A 17262-nucleotide genomic window follows, 5' to 3' on the forward strand; every position below is an offset into this window, starting at 1 on the left:
GGCCCCGGCGGCGCGGGCGGCGCGGGCCATGCGGGCCAGGGCGGGATTGGCGGACGGGTCGGCGCAGGCCGAGGCGTCGCCCTCGCAGCGGCGCACGGCGTCGCTGACGGCGGCGAGCCGCTCGGTCAGGGTGCGCAGGGCCGGGGCGGCCAGGTCGTGGGCGGCGATGTCGGCGGCGAAGGCGGCCAGGCGGCGGTCGGCGTCGGGAGCGGCGAGGTCGAGGACAGGCAGGGGCGCCGCGCGGGCTGGGCTGGCGAAGGCGGCGACGCCGTGGCTCATCAGGGCGAACAGCTCGTCGCGGAAGGCGCCGGCGTCGGTGGGGCGGGCGAACAGGCCGGCGGTCCAGCCCCGGTTGGCGAGGTCCTGGGCCTTGCGGGCCGGGCCGCCGCCAAGCAGGCCGATGGGGGTCAGGGGTTGGTTCAGGACGTTGGGCAGGTCTTCGGCCAGGGCCGGTTCAGCCAGCGTCTCGGCCCAGTCGGCCCAGGCCTGGACCCGGGCGCTCGGCCAGCTGACCGGGGCCAGCACGCCGGTCAGGGCGCTGGGCCCCTCCAGGGTGCGAAGCTCGACTTCCGGCCCCGCGGCCTTGGCTCGCCGCCGCTCGAAACGCATACGCCCGCTAGCTCCCACGCTGAGGCGGGCAGGGTAGGGCGCGGGGCGGGTGCAAGCAATAGATGATGGGGTGCGGCGTAGGGTCATCCACAAGATGTTGCGTCACCGGCATCGCGCTCCCTCCCCTTTATGGGGAGGGACAGGCGGCAAAGCCGCCAGGGTGGGGAAGTCGGATGCCGCGCGCCCAGAGCCGGTTGTCTTGGTATCCCAAGACCTGTCGACGTTCGCGCTTGAACCTGAGTTCCCCACCCTGCGAGGCTTCGCCTCGCTGTCCCTCCCCATAAAGGGGAGGGAGGCGCGCGCCTCCGCCCGATGCCGCTTCCACTTTCCCCTTACGCCCTCTATGTTCCGGCCGAAGTTCGACCCCTCCCGCCTTACGGATTCTCCTGTGCTGAAAGCGATCTTTACCTGGTGGAACGGCGCCACGCTGGGGCAGACGTTCCACATCAAGCGCCGTGGCGTGAAGATCGGCCAGGACGACTACGGCAACACCTACTACGAAGCCCGCGACGACAAGGACAGCTACGACGTCGGTCGCAAGCGGCGCTGGGTGATCTACAACGGCTATGCCGAGGCCTCGAAGGTGCCGCCCGACTGGCATGGCTGGCTGCGCTACACCTTCGACGAGCCGCCGACCATCGCCCCGCTGCCGCGCCAGTCGTGGGAGAAGGAGCACCGGCCGAACCTGACCGGCACCGTCCACGCCTGGCGGCCCAAGGGCTCGATCGCCGGCGACGGCCAGCGTGACAAGGCGACCGGCGACTATCTGCCCTGGACTCCGGAATAGGCATGAAGGCTGCTGTCCGCATCCTGGCGGCGATGAGCCTGACGCTGGCCGGTGTGGCCAGCGCTCAGAACAGCGCCTCGCCGCCGCAGCCCAAGGCGCCGCCCAGCGCGCCGGCGCCCGAAGAGCCGCCGCCGGCCGATGTCGCGCCGCAGCCGCCGGTGATCGCGCCGCCTTCGGCCCCGGTGCCGATCGTGCCGATCCCCGACGCCAAGCCGGCCCCCAAGGCCAAGGCCGCCGAGGCCAAGCCGGTCGAGCCGCTGAAGCGGGTGCGCTCCGGCTCGGCCATCATCCAGGCGCTGGACAAGGTGACCGCCGAGACCCTGCGCTTCGAGGTGCCGGTCGGCGAATCGGTCCGCTACAAGTCGCTGGTCTTCACCGTGCGGGCCTGCGAGAGCGCCGCGCCGGACGAGACGGCGCCGGAATCGGCCGCCTATCTGCTGGTCGACTCTTCGCCCAAGCCGCAGCCCGGCCGGCCGAGCCCGCCGACCCGGCAGGTGTTCCGCGGCTGGATGTTCGCCTCGTCGCCGGGGCTGAACCCCCTGCAGCACCCGGTCTATGACGCCTGGCTGATCGCCTGCAAGGCGGGCTGAGCGCCGCCTTCGAAGCGGCGAAAATCGCCTTTTACGTCAAGCGCTTGCGCCAGCCTCCTGTGGTATTCGGCGCGTGGGATCTCGACGACGCCGAACTGGGTCAGGTGGTCGGTGACGAACTGGCAGTCGAGCAGGCGGTAGCCGCCGACCTTCAGCCGCGCCACCAGGTGGACGAGGGCCACCTTGCTGGCGTCGCGGGCCCGCGAGAACATGCTTTCGCCGAAGAAGGCTCCGCCCAGTGAGACGCCGTAAAGGCCGCCGACCAGCTGGCCCTCTTGCCAGGTCTCGACGCTGTGGGCCTGGCCGCGGCGGTGGAGGACGCCGTAGAGCTGTTCGATGGCCGGGTTGATCCAGGTATCCTCGCGGCCCGGCGCGGCCTGCGCGCAGAGGTCGACGACGCGGGCGAAGGCGGTGTCGATGCGGACGTCGTAGCGGTCTGATTTGACGGTGCGGGCGAGGCGCGATGACAGGCGGAAACCGTCGAGGGGGAGGACGCCGCGTCGTTGCGGGTCGATCAGGAAGACGCCGTCGTCGTCCCGCGAGTCGGCCATCGGGAAGACGCCGCGCTGGTAGCAGGCGATCAGGTCTTCGGGGGTGAAGGTGTCGTCCACGCTCCCCCTACCGATCACCCCGACGAAAGTCGGGGCCCAGGGGCCGCGAGCGGTGCCGGGCAGGCGCGCAAAGCACAGGTCTAATCCCAAGCGACGGTGGACACTGGGTCCCGACTTTCGTCGGGATGATCGGAATTTGGAAGGATGATCGGTGTTTGGAAGGGGGTCAGCCCTGCGCTTTGAGCCAGTTTTCCAGCCAGTGGATGTTGTAGTCGCCGCCCCGGATGTCGTCGTTCTGGAGCAGGTCCTGGAACAGCGGGATGGTGGTCTCGATGCCGCTGACGACCATTTCGCCCAGGCACCGCTGGGTGCGGGCGATGCATTCGGCGCGGTCGCGGCCGTGGACGATCAGCTTGCCGACCAGGCTGTCGTAGTAGGGCGGGATCGAATAGCCGGCGTAGAGGCCGCTATCGAGGCGCACGCCGAGGCCGCCCGGCGCGTGGAAGTCCGTCACCTTGCCCGGCGACGGGGTGAAGGTGCGCGGGTTCTCGGCGTTGATGCGGCATTCGATGGCGTGGCCTTCGAAGACCACGTCGGCCTGGGTGAAGCTGAGCGGCAGGCCGGCGGCGACGCGGATCTGTTCGCGCACCAGGTCGATGCCGGTGATGGCCTCGGTGACCGGGTGCTCGACCTGCAGGCGGGTGTTCATCTCGATGAAGAAGAACTCGCCGTCCTCCCACAGGAACTCGATGGTGCCGACACCCAGGTAGCCGATGGCGCGGATGGCCTCGACGACGGTGTCGCCGATCTTCTTGCGGTCGGCGGCGCCCAGGGCCGGGGAGGGGGCCTCTTCCAGCACCTTCTGGTGGCGGCGCTGCAGGCTGCAGTCGCGTTCGCCCAGGTGGACGACATTGCCGTGGCTGTCGGCGACCACCTGGATTTCGATGTGGCGCGGCTTCTGGAGGTAGCGCTCCATGTAGACGGCGTCGTCGCCGAAGGCGGCGCGGGCCTCGCTGCGGGCGGTGGAGACGGCCTCGTAGAGGTCTTCCTGGGTCTTGGCGACCTTCATGCCGCGGCCGCCGCCGCCGGCGGCCGCCTTGATGAGGACCGGGAAGCCGATCTCCTTGGCCGCCGCGAAGGCCTCTTCTTCCGTCGTCACGGCCCCGTCGGAGCCGGGGACCACGGGGATGCCGGCGTCCTTGACCGCCTGCTTGGCGCTGATCTTGTCGCCCATCATGCGGATGTGCTCGGGCTTGGGCCCGATGAAGGTCATGCCGTGGGTGCCGACGATCTCGGCAAAGCGGGCGTTTTCCGACAGGAAGCCGTAGCCGGGGTGGATGGCCTGGGCGCCGGTGATCTCGGCGGCGGCGATGATCGAGGGGATGTTCAGATAGCTCTTGGCCGCCGGGGCCGGGCCGATGCAGACGCTCTCGTCGGCCAGGCGGGCCCACATGCCGTTGGCGTCGGGCTCGGAGTGGACCGCCACGGTGGCGATGCCCATCTCCTTGCAGGCGCGGTGGATGCGGAGGGCGATTTCGCCCCGGTTGGCGATCAGGATCTTGTCGAACACGGCCACTACTCGATGATGACGAGGGGCTGGCCGAACTCGACCGGCTGGGAGTCTCCGACCAGGATCTCGATCACGACGCCGGCCCGCGGGGCGGGAATCGGGTTCATCGTCTTCATGGCCTCGACGATCAGCAGGGTCTGACCCTCGCCGACCTTGTCGCCGACCTTGATGAAGGCCGGGCTGCCGGGCTGCGGCTGCAGGTAGACGGTGCCGACCATCGGCGACTTGACCTCGTCGCCCTTGCGGGCGGCGGGGGCGGCCGGGGCCGCTTCGGCCGGCGCGGCGGCGGGAGCGGCGGCCGGCGCATGCGCGGCGGGAGCCGGGGCGGCGACATAGGAGGCTTGCGGCGCGGCCGCGACGGTGACCTCACGGGCGACGCGGATGCGCAGGTCGCCGCGTTCCACCTCGATTTCGGTCAGGCCGGTGCTCTTGAGGATGTCGGCAAGCTTGCGGACGGTCCGGGTGTCGATGGCGGCGCTGTGCTCAGCGGAGTCGTCGGCCGGGGTATTGGACATCAGGATAAGCCTTGCTTCTTGGTCTTTAAGCTTACGAGCGGGTCGCGCCGACAAGGCCGGCGGCGGCTTCGATCGCCAGTTCGTAACTCGCCGCGCCGAATCCGGACACGATGCCGGTCGCCGCGAGCGAAACATAGGTTGTTTTGCGGAACGCCTCGCGCGCCGCTGGGTTCGACAGGTGGCATTCCACCACCGGAATAGCCAGAGTCTTCAGCGCGTCCAGCAGGGCCACGGAGGTGTGACCATAGCCGGCCGGGTTGATGATCAGGGCGCTGGCGCTGGTCCGCGCTTCCTGCACCCAGTCGATCAGCTGGCCTTCGTGGTTGGACTGGCGGGCCTCGATGGTCAGCCCGAACTGGGCCGCGCGCGCGGCGCAGCGGTCGTGGATATCCGACAGGGTGTCGTATCCATAGATTTCGGGTTCGCGTGTCCCAAGCAGGTTGAGATTGGGCCCGCTCAAAACAAAGATCGGTTTCGGCATCCGGCCCCGCCGTCGATTCAAGACGGGCCTTGTATCGCCACGAGGCCGGGGTAACAAGCGCAGGCATGCGGATACAGCTGAACGGCGAAGAACAGACGTTTGAGGACGTGGCGACCGTCGCGGCCCTGGTGGCCGCTCTGGAGCTCGATCCGAGGAAGGTCGCGGTGGAGCGAAACCTCGAAATCGTGCCGCGCTCGACCTATGGCGACACGCCCGTGATCGACGGGGACCGGATCGAGATCGTGACGTTTATTGGGGGTGGGTGACCACCCCCCTTCCGATCATCCCGACGAAAGTCGGGACCCAGTGTCCACCAACGTAAACGGGTCAGCTCCGATCAGCGCCAGCCTGTCTTCTGGTTTGCCAGCTGGGTCCCGACTTTCGTCGGGATGATCGGAGTGTGGGGGTTAGGACACCTCGTAATCCGCCATCACCGGCGCTTTCATCACCTTGATGTAGGTCGCCGTATCCGCGCTCCAGTTGTTGGTGATCTTGCCGGAGGCGGTCTTGTACCAGCTGGAACAGGAGCCGGCCCAGGCGGTGTCCGACAGGTCCGCCTGCAGCTGGGCATTGAACCGCGCCTGGGCGTCCGGCTTGACCTTCAAGGCCTTGCCCTTCGCCGCTTTCAGGGCCTCGACCATGTAGCCGACCTGGGCTTCGATCATCAGGATGATGCTGTTGTGGCCGAGGTTGGTGTTGGGGCCGTAGAGCAGGAAGAGGTTGGGGAAGCCCGCCACCGTCACGCCGTAGTAGGCCTCGGCCCCGTCCTTCCAGGCTTCGTCCAGCGATAGACCGTTCTCGCCGTGGATGGCCAGGGGGGCCAGGAAGTCGGTGGTTTCGAAGCCGGTGCCGAAGACCAGCACGTCGCAGGCGTGCTCGGCGCCGTCGCCGGTGCGCACGCCGTCGGCCGTGATCGCCTTGACGTCCTCGGTGACCAGCTCGACGTTCGGCTGCACCAGGGCCTGGTAGTAGTCGTCCGAGACCAGGATGCGCTTGCAGCCGATCGGGTAGTCCGGCGTCAGCTTGGCGCGCAGGGCCGGGTCGGCGACGGTGGCTTCCAGGTAGTCGGTGGCCACCTTCTTGAAGTCGGTCGCCGCCTTGGTGCCCTGTCTGAAGGCCTGGAAGCGGGCGTCCATCATCTTCCAGACCAGCCAGCGGTGGGCGCGGTCGAGGCCCGGCAGGAAGCGGTAGAGGGCGCGGCGCAGGGGCGTCATCGCCTTGTCGAGGCGGGGGACGACGTAGTTGGGGGTGCGCTGAAAGACGATGACCTTGCCGGCGGTCTTGGCCAGCTCGGGGATGTACTGGATGGCGCTGGCCCCGGCTCCGATGCAGCCGACCGTTTTGCCCGCTAAGTCGACGTCGTGGCGCCAGCGGGCGCTGTGCCAGCTCTCGCCCTGGAAGGCCTCGCGGCCGGGGATGCCGGCGAAGCTTGGCCGGTTGAGCTGGCCAAGGCCCGAGACCAGCACCGGCGCGGTCAGGGTCTCGCCGCCCTTCAGGGTGACGGTCCAGGCGGCGCCGTTCCAGTCGGCGCGCTCGACCTCGGCGTTGAAGCGGAATTTGTCGCGGACGCCGAAGCGGATCGCGACGTCCTCCATGTACTGGCGAATCTCGGCATGGCCGCTGTAGGCGCGGGTCCAGCCGGGGTTGAGAGCGAAGCTGTAGCTATAGAGCCGCGAGGGGACGTCGCAGCAGGCCCCGGGGTAGGTGTTGTCGCGCCAGGTGCCGCCGATGCGGTCGGCCTTCTCCAGCACCACCAGCCGCTTGAGGCCAGCTTCCTTCAGCTTGATGGCGGCGCACAGGCCGCCGAAGCCCGCCCCGATGATGATGGCGTCCAACTCTGCCAAGTCCGTTCCCTCCGCCCCTTACCCCATCATCCGATCATCCCGACGAAAGTCGGGACCCAGAGGCCGCCAGCGGATGAGGGTCGCTGCGCAAAGCACAGGTCTCTTCTGAAGCAGCGTGGACACTGGGTCCCGACTTTCGTCGGGATGATCGGAGTGGGGGTGTTCCGCTCTTTTGAGGGAGCATGACGCAGTGCTGTCGATCCCGAAAGCGTGACCTGAAGGAAGGGAGCTTGCTGCTGCGGTGCACACAGGCGTGAAGTGGCGTTCGTGAAGGGCCGGTCTGGCCCTTCCTTGACCCTTACAACCGCGGCCGGGCCGCGAGGCCTCGCCGCCTAAAGGTGGGAGGTTACTCCATGGGTAGAAAGGCAGGCGCCGTCCGGACCATTGTCCTTGTCGGTCCGAACGGCGCGGGAAAAACCACACTCTTCGAAGCCTTGCTGCATGCGGCGGGCGCCACCGATCGCCAGTCCCCGGTGGGGCAGGGCTCGGTGGGCGACGGCAGTCCCGAGGCCAAGGCGGCCGGGCAGTCCGTCGAGCTGAACATCGCCAGCTTTGATTTCATGGACGACCGATACGCCCTCATCGACTGCCCCGGGTCCGTCGAGTTCCGCGCCGAGGCCGACCACGCCCTGGCCTGCGCTGATCTCGCCCTGCTGGTCATCGATTCCGAACCCGACAAGGCGATTCTCGCCCAGCCCTGGCTGAAGGAGATCGAGCGGCTGGGCATCCCCCGCGCCATCTTCGTCAACCGCATCGACCAGGCGCGGACCAATGTCGACGAACTGCTGAAAGCCCTGCAGCCGGTGTCGGCCGCGCCGGTGGTGGCGCGCCAGCTGCCGATCTGGAAGGACGAGCACGTCACCGGCTTCATCGATCTCGCCCTGGAGCGGGCCTTCGTCTACCGGCCCGGCAAGGCCTCCGAGCAGGTCGACATCCCCGGCGACCTGAAGACCGAGGAGGCCGACGCCCGCTTCCACATGCTCGAACAGATGGCCGATTTCGATGACGCCCTGATGGAACAGCTGCTGTCGGATGAGACGCCGGACCTTGGGGCCGTGTTCGCCGACATCATCGCCGAGACCCGCGCCGCCCAGATCGCCCCGGTCTTCCTCGGCGCGGCCCTGCAGGGCTGCGGCGTGCGGCGGCTCTTGAAGGCGCTGCGCCATGATGCGCCCGAACCCGACGCGGCGGCCCAGCGGCTGGGGGCCTCGGGGCCGGCGGCCTATGTGGTCAAGACCAGCCATGCCGGCCAGGCCGGCAAGCTGACCTATGCCCGGGTGCTGGGCGGCGATCTGGCCGACGGCTCGGACCTGACCATGGCCGACGGCGAGAAGGGCCGGGTCAGCGGCCTGTTCCAGGTGATGGGGCAGACGACCAAGAAGGTGTCGTCGGCCCGTTGCGGCGACGTCGTGGCCCTGGGCAAAGTCGAGGAGGCCCACGCCGGCGACCTGCTGGGGGTGGGCAAGTCGGCGGGCCGCTCGGCGGTGTCGGCGACGATGCGCTTCCCGGTCTATGAGATCGCCATCGAGACCCGCGACCGCAAGGACGACGTGCGGCTGTCGGGCGCCCTGACCAAGCTGCTGGAGGAGGACCCCGGCCTGCACCTGGTGCACGACGGCGAGCTGCATGAGATGCGGCTGGCCGGGCAGGGTGAGGCCCATCTGCGCATCGCCCTGGAGCGGCTGAAGCGCCGCTATGGCGTCGAGGTCTCCAGCCATGCGCCGACCACGCCCTACAAGGAGACCATCCGCAAGGCGGTCACCCAGCGCGGCCGGCACAAGAAGCAGACCGGCGGCCATGGCCAGTTCGGCGACGTGCTGCTGGAAATCCGGCCGCTGGGCCGCGGCGAGGGCTTCCAGTTCAGCGACCGGATCACCGGCGGGGTGGTGCCCAAGCAGTGGATTCCGGCCGTCGAGGCGGGGGTGCGCGACGCGCTTGAGAAGGGGCCGCTGGGCTTCCCGGTGGTCGATGTGGCGGTGACCCTGGTGGATGGCAGCTGGCATCCGGTCGACAGTTCCGAAATGGCCTTCCGAACCGCGGGCCGGATCGGGATGAGCGAGGGGTTGGCGGCGGCCTCGCCGATCCTGCTGGAGCCGATCGAGAAGCTGACCATCTATGCGCCCAACACGGCGACGGCGCGGATCACCTCGACCCTGTCGAACAAGCGCGGCCAGATCCTGGGCTACGACGCCCGCGACGGCTGGCCGGGCTGGGACCGCATCGAGGTCTGCATGCCGCACGCCGAGCGCCAGGACTTCATCATCGACCTGCGCTCGATGACGCAAGGCCTGGGGGCCTTCGAGGCGGAGTTCGACCACCGGGTGGAACTGACCGGGCGCAAGGCCGAGGAGGTGGTGTCGCGGGCGGGCGCTTAGGCAATTCCTCCCCCGTGCGCTGCGCGCCCGGAGGAGGATTTTACTCCACCGCCTTGGCCACCACCCGCATCGCCTCGGCCAGGATGCCTTCGCGCGTCTTCAGGTCGGCCGGCGAATCCGCCAGCATCACCACCACGGCGTACTTGCGCCCGTCCTTCAGGGTCAGGATGCCGATGTCGTTGGTGGCGGCGGTGATCCCGAAGTTGGTCCCGGACGTGCCGGTCTTGTGGGCCAGGCTGGCGCCTTCGGGCAGGCCGGCCTTCAGCCGGTTCTGGCCGGTCTTGGTCTCGGTCATCAGCCCCAGCAGCAGGCTGGTCGAGGCCGGCGAGATCAGCTGGCCGGTCGACAGCTGGCGCAGGAAGTTGAGCGAGCCGGACGCCGTGGTGGTGTCGCGAGGGTCTTCGGCATAGGCCGCCCAGGCGGCGCGGCGCTCGGCTTCGGGCACGGCCTGCTTGGCCGCCTCGAAGGCCTCCGGTGTGCGCCAGGCCGGGCGGAAGGAGGGCATGCCGACGGCCTCGACCTGCAGTTCGCGCTCATAGCGGTCGATGCGCAGGCCGACGATGCCCTTCTCGACCAGCCACGACTTCAGGGCGCCGGGCCCGCCGACGCGGCGCATAAGGACGTCGGCGGCGGTGTTGTCGCTGTCGCGCACGGCGGCGGTGAGCAGCTCGCGCACCGTGTAGGTCGTGCGCCCCGGCCAGGCCAGGGCGATGGGGCTCAGCTGGGGCGACAGCTCCATGTCGCTGATGGTGATGACCTCGTCCAGCGACAGCCGCCCGGCGTCCGCCTCGGCCAGCACCACCGCCCCGAGCGGAGCCTTGAAGACGCTCTGCATCGGGAAGGTCTGCACCGCGTTGCGGGCCCAGATCTCGCCGCCGTCGATATTCTGCACCGCCACCTCCAGCCGGCCCGGATCGGCGCGGTCGGCCAGCTGGGTGATGCCCTTGTCGAGCACCTTGATCCGGATCGGCGGGGTCTTGGCGACGGTGTCGGTCTGGCCGCCACAGGCGGCGAGCAGCAGGACGGTGGCGAGGAGGATGAGGCGCATGGCGTGACCCTAACGCGCGAGCGGCCGGTTCGACAGCGCGGGCCAGTGTGGAGTAGGAAGCCGCCATGTCTTCCCGCCCCCCCGTCGTCATCCTCAATGAACCCCAGCTGGCCGAGAACATCGGGGCCGTCGCCCGGGTGATGGCCAATTTCGGCCTGTCGGAGCTGCGCCTCGTCCGGCCGCGCGATGGCTGGCCGCAGGACCGGGCCTGGGCCAGCGCCTCGGGGGCAAACTGGCCGCTCGACGGGGCCAAGGTGTTCGAGACCCTGGCCGAGGCGATCGGCGACCTGTCCCTGGTGTTCGCCACCACCGCCCGGCCGCGCGAGACCCAGCTGCCGGTGATCACCCCGCGCCAGGCGGCGGCCGACCTGCACGAGCGGGTGGCGGCCGGCCAGGCGGTCGGCATGCTGTTCGGCGGCGAGCGGGCGGGGCTGGAGACGCATGACATCGCCCTCTGCCAGGCCATCGTCACCATTCCCGTCGACGAGCGCTTCCGCTCGCTGAACCTGGCCCAGGCGGTGGCGCTTAACGCCTACGAATGGCGGCTGACCATCGACGAGGGACCGCGCCAGGCCTTCGCCCACAACGCCCTGCCGCCGGCCGACCAGAAGGCGATGATGGGTCTGTACGAACAGCTGGAGGCGGAGCTGGACGAGGCCGGCTTCTTCCACCCGCCGGCCAAGCGGCCGTCGATGATCCGCAACCTGCGCGTGGCGCTGGGCAAGGCCCAGATGACCGAGCAGGAGGTGCGCACCTTCCGCGGCGTGGTCACGGCGCTGTCGAAGGGGCGCGGCCGGGTGCTGGCCAAGCTGGCGGCGCAGAAGGCGGCGGCTGAGGGGAAGCAGGAGTAACCTCCCCACACACATCCGATTATCCCGACGAAAGTCGGGACCCAGTGTCCACCGGCGGAACAGGCTCTGGCGCTCATCAGAGCTGAACCAGCACGCAGCTTGCCAGCTGGGTCCCGACTTTCGTCGGGATGATCGGATGTGTGGAGTCGTCTTGGCAGAATGAAACCGTACGGTTACATTCCGCTCAACAAGAGGAGGCGCGGATGAATCGTCGGGAGCTGATGCTGGGCCTCAGCGGCCTTGGACTGGCCGGGCTGGCGGGACCCGCGTTCGGCCAGGGCGGCGATCTGAAGGCGACCGCGCGGGACGCCTGGATCTACGGCCTGCCACTGATCGAGATGGCCACGACCCGGGCGCGCCACCTGAAGGCCGGCGCGCCGATGAACCGGTTCGTCGGCGGCCGGGCGCTTGCGACCCACCAGAGCCGCCAGGTCACGACCCCCAACAACGACACCCTGTACCTCTCCGCCTGGATCGACCTCAGCCAGGGCCCGGTGATCCTCACCGTGCCGCCGATGGGCGACCGCTATTGGTCGGTGGCGGTCATGGACATGTTCACAAACAACAATGCGGTGCTCGGCAGCCGCACGGTGGGAGCCGCCGGTGGCTCTTTCGCCCTGACGGGACCGGACGACGCCGATCCCTGGCCCAAGGACATGGTCAGCGACGAGACGCCCCGCCCGGTCCGAATCGCGACCCGCCAAGCCTGGGTGCTGGCGCGAGTCCTGGTCGATGGGCCGGAGGATGTCGCCCAGGTGCAATCGCTGCTGCGGGGCTTCAAGCTGTCTGGCGGCGCGGCCAGCTCGTATGACCCCTATGCCGACAGGGCGGCGCCGGCCGAGGACTATTTCTCAAGCGTCCGGCATCTGCTCTTCGACAACCGCCCGCCCGCGACCGACCTGAATATCCTGCGGCGGTGCTCGGAATTCCTGGCCAGCCCGCCGCCGGCGCGGCTTGCCAGGTCGCCCTCGGTCGCGGCGGAGCGGGCTGCGCAGATCGACGCCGGCATCGCCGAGGCCCGCAAGCTGATCGGCGGCGGCTTCGGCCGCGACAAGCCGGTGAACGGTTGGAGCTACCCGCGCAGCAACCTGGGCGACTATGGCCAGGACTATGTCTACCGCGCCGCCGTGGCGCTCGGCGGCCTCGGCGCCCTGCCGGTGGCCGAGGCGGTCTATCTGCGCCCGACCGGCGAAAAGGACGGCCTGTTCCACAGCGACAAGCTCTACCGGCTCAGTCTGCCGGCCAAGGTTCCGGTCGGGGCCTTCTGGTCGCTGTCGATGTATGAGGCGACGGCCGACGGTCAGTACTTCTTCACCGACAACCCCCTCAAGCGCTACGCCGTGGGCGACCGCACCAAGGGCATGAAGCGGCGCGCCGACGGCGGCCTCGACATCTGGGTCGGACGCATCGATCCCGGGGGGATGCGCAGCGCCAACTGGCTGCCGGCCCCCAAGGCCGGGCCGTGGACGGTGACCTGGCGCGGCTATCTGCCGGATCATGAGCTGCTCAGCGGCGCCTGGCGGATGCCGGAGATGGTCGCCGTCTGACCCCTCCGTTTCCCTCGATGAATATGTCTAGACATATCCAAACGAGGTCCGACGGGCCGTTGTTTTCAGGCAGCCGCCGCCCGACTGTTTGACGGTGGTTCCAGGGTGGTCGGCCGGTAGGACAGTGATGGGTCGAAACGGCACGGCCAGCCGTCCCAAGGTTGGTTTCAACTTGGCTATAATACGTTGAAAGTACACATAAAATAGGAATTCAGCGCGCGGCGTTTCTGCTATAATGGACCGCTTCGACAAGCTGATCCTTCCGCCCGCCGCCCCCAGGCCCCATCTTCCCCCGATGACCGCCTCCGAGCTGTTCGCCGCCCTCACCATCCCCATCATCCAGGCCCCGATGCTGGGCGCCTCCGGCCCGGCCATGGCCCTGGCGGTGACGCAGGCCGGCGGCATGGGCTCACTCGCCGCCGGGGCCCTGGCGCCGGAGGACATCGCCGAGCAGATCGCGGCCCTGAAGGCGGCGACCGACCGGCCCTTCGGGGTCAACCTGCTGATCGCCCGGCCGGCGGCGCCCGACCCGGCCGTGGTCAGCGAGGCGCTGGAGCGGCTGGCCCCCTGGCATGACCGCCTGGGCATCGCGCTGCCAGCCCCGCCGAACGACTACGCCCCCGACTTCGTGGCCCAGTTCGCGGCCTTGTTGGCCGCCGCCCCGCCGCTGGCCAGCTTCACCTTCGATGTGCTGACGCGCGATCAGGTGGCGGCGCTGCAGGCGGCCGGAACCCTGGTGGTCGGCACGGCGACGACGGTGGCCGAGGCGCGGGCCTGGGCGGCGGTCGGGGCCGACGCCATCTGCGCCCAGGGGGCCGAGGCCGGCGGTCATCGCGGCGAGTTCCTCAAGCCTGGCCCGGGCAGCCTGGTCGGGACCATGGCCCTGGTCGCCACTATCCGCGCGGCCGTCGACCTGCCGGTGATCGCGGCCGGCGGCATCATGGACGGGCGCGGGGTGGCGGCGGCCTTGAGCCTCGGTGCGGCGGCGGCGCAGATGGGCACCGCCTTCCTGCTGGCCGAGGAGGCGACGATCAGCAAGCCGTGGCGGGGCCGGATCGAGACGGTGACCGACGACGCCACGGCCGTCACCCGAGCCTTCACCGGCCGCAACGCGCGGGGTATCGAGAACGACTTCATGCGGACGATGCGGCCCATCGAGGGCGAGGTCCCGGCCTATCCGGTGCAGAACCGCCTGACCCGCGACCTGCGCGCCGCCGCCGGCCGGCTCGGCGACGCCGAGGTGCTGTCGCTGTGGGCGGGGCAGGGTGTCAGCCTGACCCGCGCTGGCCGGGCGGCGGACCTCGTCCAGATATGGTGGGAGGAGGCGCGGCAGGTTTCCGCCGCTCTCCATGCGCGAACCCATGGACCGGACGGCGACAGACGCTAGGTTACGCTCCGATCAAAGGAGATTCCGTCCATGAAGACCCGCGCCGCCGTCGCCTTCGAAGCCAAGAAGCCGCTGGAGATCGTGGAGGTCGACCTGGAGGGGCCCCGCGCCGGCGAGGTGCTGGTCGAGATCAAAGCCACCGGCATCTGCCACACCGACGCCTACACGCTCGACGGTCTGGACAGCGAAGGCATCTTCCCCTCGATCCTCGGCCATGAGGGGGCCGGCGTGGTGCTGGAGGTCGGGCCCGGGGTGACCAGCGTCGTGCCCGGCGACCACGTCATCCCGCTCTACACGCCCGAATGCCGGCAGTGCAAAAGCTGCCTGTCGCGCAAGACCAACCTCTGCACCGCCATCCGCGCCACCCAGGGCAAGGGCCTGATGCCGGACGGCTCCAGCCGCTTCTCCTACAAGGGCCGGTCGATCGCCCACTACATGGGCTGCTCGACCTTCGCCAACCACACGGTGCTGCCCGAGATCGCGGTGGCCAAGATCCGCAAGGACGCCCCCTTCGACAAGGCCTGCTACATTGGCTGCGGCGTCACCACGGGGGTCGGCGCGGTGGTCAACACGGCCAAGGTCGAGGCCGGGGCCAACTGCATCGTCTTCGGCCTGGGCGGCATTGGCCTGAACGTCATCCAGGGGCTGAAGATGGTCGGCGCCGGCATGATCATCGGCGTCGACATCAACCCGGCCCGCGAGGAGTGGGGCCGCCGCTTCGGCATGACCCATTTCGTCAACCCCAAGGACGTCGACGGCGACATCGTCGCCCATCTGGTCGCCCTGACCGACGGCGGCGCTGACTACACCTTCGACGCCACCGGCAATGTCACGGTCATGCGCCAAGCGCTGGAGGCCTGCCACCGGGGCTGGGGCGAGAGCATCATCATCGGGGTGGCCGAGGCCGGCAAGGAGATCGCCACCCGGCCGTTCCAGCTGGTCACCGGCCGGGTCTGGAAGGGCACGGCCTTCGGCGGCGCCCGCGGCCGCACCGACACCCCGAAGATCGTCGAATGGTACATGGACGGCAAGATCGAGATCGACCCGATGATCACCCACACCCTGCCGCTGGAACGCATCAACGAGGCGTTTGACCTGATGCACGCGGGCGAGAGCATTCGCAGTGTGGTGGTGTTTTAGGCTCCCCCACAAATCCGCTCATCCCGGCATTCGCCGGGATGAGCGGTGGTTTGGAGTGAACGAAAAGAGGGCCGGCGAACCGTCGACCCCTCCCTTCGCCCCCGAAAGGCTCTGCCGCTAGGCGTCGGCGTCGTCCCCGGTTTCTTCGGTCTCGGCGTCCTCTTCCGAGGCGACGGGTTCGGCGGCCCTCTTGCGACGTTTGGCGGGCGGCGCGGGTTCCGGTTCGGGCGCCGGCGGCGCGGTGCGCAGGGCGGCTGTCAGGCCGTTGAGGTCGCCGCCGCTGAGGCCCACCTCGGCCATCAGCTGGTCCATCAGCGGGGCCTGGGCGCGGTAGCGCAGGGCGCCGGAGACCACCTGGTCGGCCAGGTTGCCGCCGTTTGAGCCGGCCTCGGCGCTGGCCGCGCCGCCGGCCCCGTTCATGCCGTCCATCTGGACGATGCGGATGCTGTCGATGTTCTCCATCGGCTTGACCGACTCGGCGATGATCCGGTCGAGGTTCTCGATCAGCTTGATGCGAATCTGCATGGCCACCTGTTCGGCCGACAGCAGGTTGGCGGCCTCGTTGATGGCCTTGGCGCCGGCGGCGTCGACCTCGTAGCGGACGCGCGAGGCCTCGGCGGCGGCGCGGACAGCCTCGGCGGAGGCCTCGGCCTCGATCTTGGTCTTGTCGGCGGCGCCGCGGGCGATTTCGCGCTGGGCCTCGGCCTGGTCGCTGGCGGCCACCTTCTCGGCCTCGGCCGCCACCTTGATGCCAATGGCGGCGCGTTCGGCCTCCTTCGACGCCTCGATCAGCTCGATGATCTTCTGGCGGTCGGCGGCTTCGCGTTCCCGCACCGTCTTGACCTGTTCCTCGGCCTGGACGGCCAGGGCCAGGGCCTTGTCGGCCTGGGCCTGGGCGTTGGACTGGTCGCGGGACTTCTCGGCCACGGCGATGGCCCGGTCCTGCTCCGACAGCTCGATGGCCTTGGCCTTCTCGATGTTTTGGGTCTCGACGGCGCGCTCCTTGGAGATCTCGCGCTCCTTGAGCTCCTGTTCCATGGCGATGCGCTGCTGGCCGACGTTGCGCTCGGCCTCGATCTTGGCCTGCTCGATCTCCTGCTCGGCGGTGATCTTGGCGCCTTCGGCCTCGCGCGCCTTCTCGGCCTGCTGGCGGGCGACGTCGGCGGACTGTTCGGCCCGGCGGATCTCGATCTCCCGCTCCTGCTCGAGCTTGGCGTATTCCTCGTCGCGGGTGATGGTCAGGGTCTGGCGCTGGGCTTCCAGGTTCTTGTTCTTGATCTGGACCTGGGTGTCCTGCTCGATGTCGTTGCGCATCTTCTTGCGCCGCTCGATCTCCTCGGTCAGCCGTGTCAGGCCCTCGGCGTCGAAGGCGTTGGAGGGGTTGAAATACTCCATGGCCGTCTGGTCGAGACCGGTCAGCGACACGGTTTCCAGCTCCAGGCCGTTCTTGAGCAGATCCTCGCTGGAGACCTGCTGCACCTTCTGGACGAAGTGGGTGCGCTGTTCATGCAGGTCGGTCATGGTCATCTCGGCCGCGACCGAGCGCAGGGCGTCGACGAACTTGCCCTCGATCAGGTCCTTCAGCTGCTCGGGATGCATGGTCCGCTGGCCCAGGGTCTGGGCGGCGAAGGCGATGGCTTCGGAGCTGGGCTGGACCCGCACGTAGAACTCGGCCAGCACGTCGACGCGCATGCGGTCCTTGGTGATCAGGGCCTGCTCGTTCTTGCGCTCCACGGCCAGGCGCAGGGTGTTCATGTTGACCGGGATGGTCTCGTGCAGGATCGGGATGATCAGCGCCCCGCCGTTCATCACCACCTTCTCGCCGCCGAAGCCGGTGCGGACGAAGGAGGTCTCCTTGGAGGCGCGCTTGTAGAGCCGCGCCACGATGAGGCCGAGGATGAGCAGGCCGACGAGGCCGAGGCCCGCCAGGATGAGGATTTCGAAGATGGCGGGTAAGCCGGTCATGA

The 17262-nt window shown here is 69.1% G+C and carries 15 protein-coding genes and 1 pseudogene; 8 read left to right on the forward strand and 8 right to left on the reverse strand.

The window, feature by feature from the left end:
• Positions 1-609: pseudogene (locus tag AC1RSK_RS23660) on the reverse strand (TSCPD domain-containing protein); the annotation flags it as partial.
• Between the two features lie 388 nt (positions 610-997).
• Here AC1RSK_RS23660 and AC1RSK_RS23665 point away from each other — a divergent pair.
• Both AC1RSK_RS23665 and AC1RSK_RS23670 read left to right on the forward strand, forming a co-directional pair.
• Complete coding sequence (locus AC1RSK_RS23665) at positions 998-1396, forward strand: NADH:ubiquinone oxidoreductase subunit NDUFA12 (RefSeq protein ID WP_492910151.1); 399 nt, start codon at positions 998-1000, stop codon at positions 1394-1396.
• Positions 1397-1398: 2 nt separating this feature from the next.
• Entirely contained in the window at positions 1399-1986 is a 588-nt protein-coding gene (locus AC1RSK_RS23670) for a DUF2155 domain-containing protein (RefSeq protein ID WP_492910152.1), read from the forward strand.
• On the opposite strand, the gene aat is transcribed toward AC1RSK_RS23670, so the two are convergent.
• From aat to AC1RSK_RS23690, 4 genes are all read right to left on the reverse strand, one after another.
• Positions 1950-2597 carry a leucyl/phenylalanyl-tRNA--protein transferase gene (aat, locus tag AC1RSK_RS23675; RefSeq protein ID WP_492910153.1) on the reverse strand — a complete coding sequence of 216 codons (648 nt, stop codon included), beginning with the start codon at positions 2595-2597 and terminating at the stop codon, positions 1950-1952. The genes AC1RSK_RS23670 and aat overlap by 37 nt on opposite strands.
• Positions 2598-2763: 166 nt before the next feature.
• The gene (accC, locus tag AC1RSK_RS23680; RefSeq protein WP_492910154.1) at positions 2764-4107 is read right to left on the reverse strand and encodes an acetyl-CoA carboxylase biotin carboxylase subunit; all 1344 of its coding nucleotides are present in this window, start codon (positions 4105-4107) and stop codon (positions 2764-2766) included.
• A 5-nt stretch (positions 4108-4112) separates the two neighbouring features.
• Positions 4113-4622 carry an acetyl-CoA carboxylase biotin carboxyl carrier protein gene (gene accB / locus AC1RSK_RS23685; protein ID WP_492910155.1) on the reverse strand — a complete coding sequence of 170 codons (510 nt, stop codon included), beginning with the start codon at positions 4620-4622 and terminating at the stop codon, positions 4113-4115.
• Positions 4623-4653: 31 nt separating this feature from the next.
• Entirely contained in the window at positions 4654-5103 is a 450-nt protein-coding gene (locus AC1RSK_RS23690; RefSeq protein WP_492910156.1) for a type II 3-dehydroquinate dehydratase, read from the reverse strand.
• A 65-nt stretch (positions 5104-5168) separates the two neighbouring features.
• Between AC1RSK_RS23690 and thiS the strand changes: the two genes are divergently transcribed.
• Positions 5169-5369, forward strand: a complete 201-nt coding sequence (gene thiS / locus AC1RSK_RS23695) for a sulfur carrier protein ThiS (protein ID WP_492910157.1) — start codon at positions 5169-5171, stop codon at positions 5367-5369.
• A 141-nt stretch (positions 5370-5510) separates the two neighbouring features.
• Here thiS and AC1RSK_RS23700 read toward each other — a convergent pair whose 3' ends face one another.
• Entirely contained in the window at positions 5511-6947 is a 1437-nt protein-coding gene (locus tag AC1RSK_RS23700; protein ID WP_492910158.1) for a flavin-containing monooxygenase, read from the reverse strand.
• Between the two features lie 353 nt (positions 6948-7300).
• Between AC1RSK_RS23700 and AC1RSK_RS23705 the strand changes: the two genes are divergently transcribed.
• A complete protein-coding gene (locus tag AC1RSK_RS23705) occupies positions 7301-9322 on the forward strand; it encodes an elongation factor G (protein ID WP_492910159.1) in 2022 nt (673 codons plus the stop codon).
• A gap of 40 nt (positions 9323-9362) precedes the next feature.
• Here AC1RSK_RS23705 and bla read toward each other — a convergent pair whose 3' ends face one another.
• Entirely contained in the window at positions 9363-10370 is a 1008-nt protein-coding gene (bla, locus tag AC1RSK_RS23710) for a class A beta-lactamase (protein WP_492910160.1), read from the reverse strand.
• 65 nt (positions 10371-10435) lie between these two features.
• On the opposite strand from bla, the gene AC1RSK_RS23715 reads away from it, so the two are divergent.
• From AC1RSK_RS23715 to AC1RSK_RS23730, 4 genes are all read left to right on the forward strand, one after another.
• Positions 10436-11221, forward strand: coding sequence for an RNA methyltransferase (locus AC1RSK_RS23715; RefSeq protein ID WP_492910161.1), 786 nt, complete (start codon positions 10436-10438; stop codon positions 11219-11221).
• Between the two features lie 203 nt (positions 11222-11424).
• The gene (locus AC1RSK_RS23720; RefSeq protein ID WP_492910162.1) at positions 11425-12768 is read left to right on the forward strand and encodes a DUF1254 domain-containing protein; all 1344 of its coding nucleotides are present in this window, start codon (positions 11425-11427) and stop codon (positions 12766-12768) included.
• Positions 12769-13003: 235 nt separating this feature from the next.
• On the forward strand, positions 13004-14155 hold the full coding sequence (locus AC1RSK_RS23725; protein WP_492910163.1) for an NAD(P)H-dependent flavin oxidoreductase: 1152 nt from the start codon (positions 13004-13006) through the stop codon (positions 14153-14155).
• 30 nt (positions 14156-14185) lie between these two features.
• On the forward strand, positions 14186-15295 hold the full coding sequence (locus tag AC1RSK_RS23730; RefSeq protein WP_492910164.1) for an S-(hydroxymethyl)glutathione dehydrogenase/class III alcohol dehydrogenase: 1110 nt from the start codon (positions 14186-14188) through the stop codon (positions 15293-15295).
• A gap of 117 nt (positions 15296-15412) precedes the next feature.
• Here AC1RSK_RS23730 and AC1RSK_RS23735 read toward each other — a convergent pair whose 3' ends face one another.
• Positions 15413-17260: a flotillin family protein gene (locus tag AC1RSK_RS23735; RefSeq protein WP_492910165.1), complete on the reverse strand. Its 1848-nt coding sequence runs from the start codon at positions 17258-17260 to the stop codon at positions 15413-15415.
• Positions 17261-17262 lie beyond the last annotated feature (2 nt).

Source organism: Caulobacter sp. GW821-FHT11A05 (assembly GCF_058809015.1).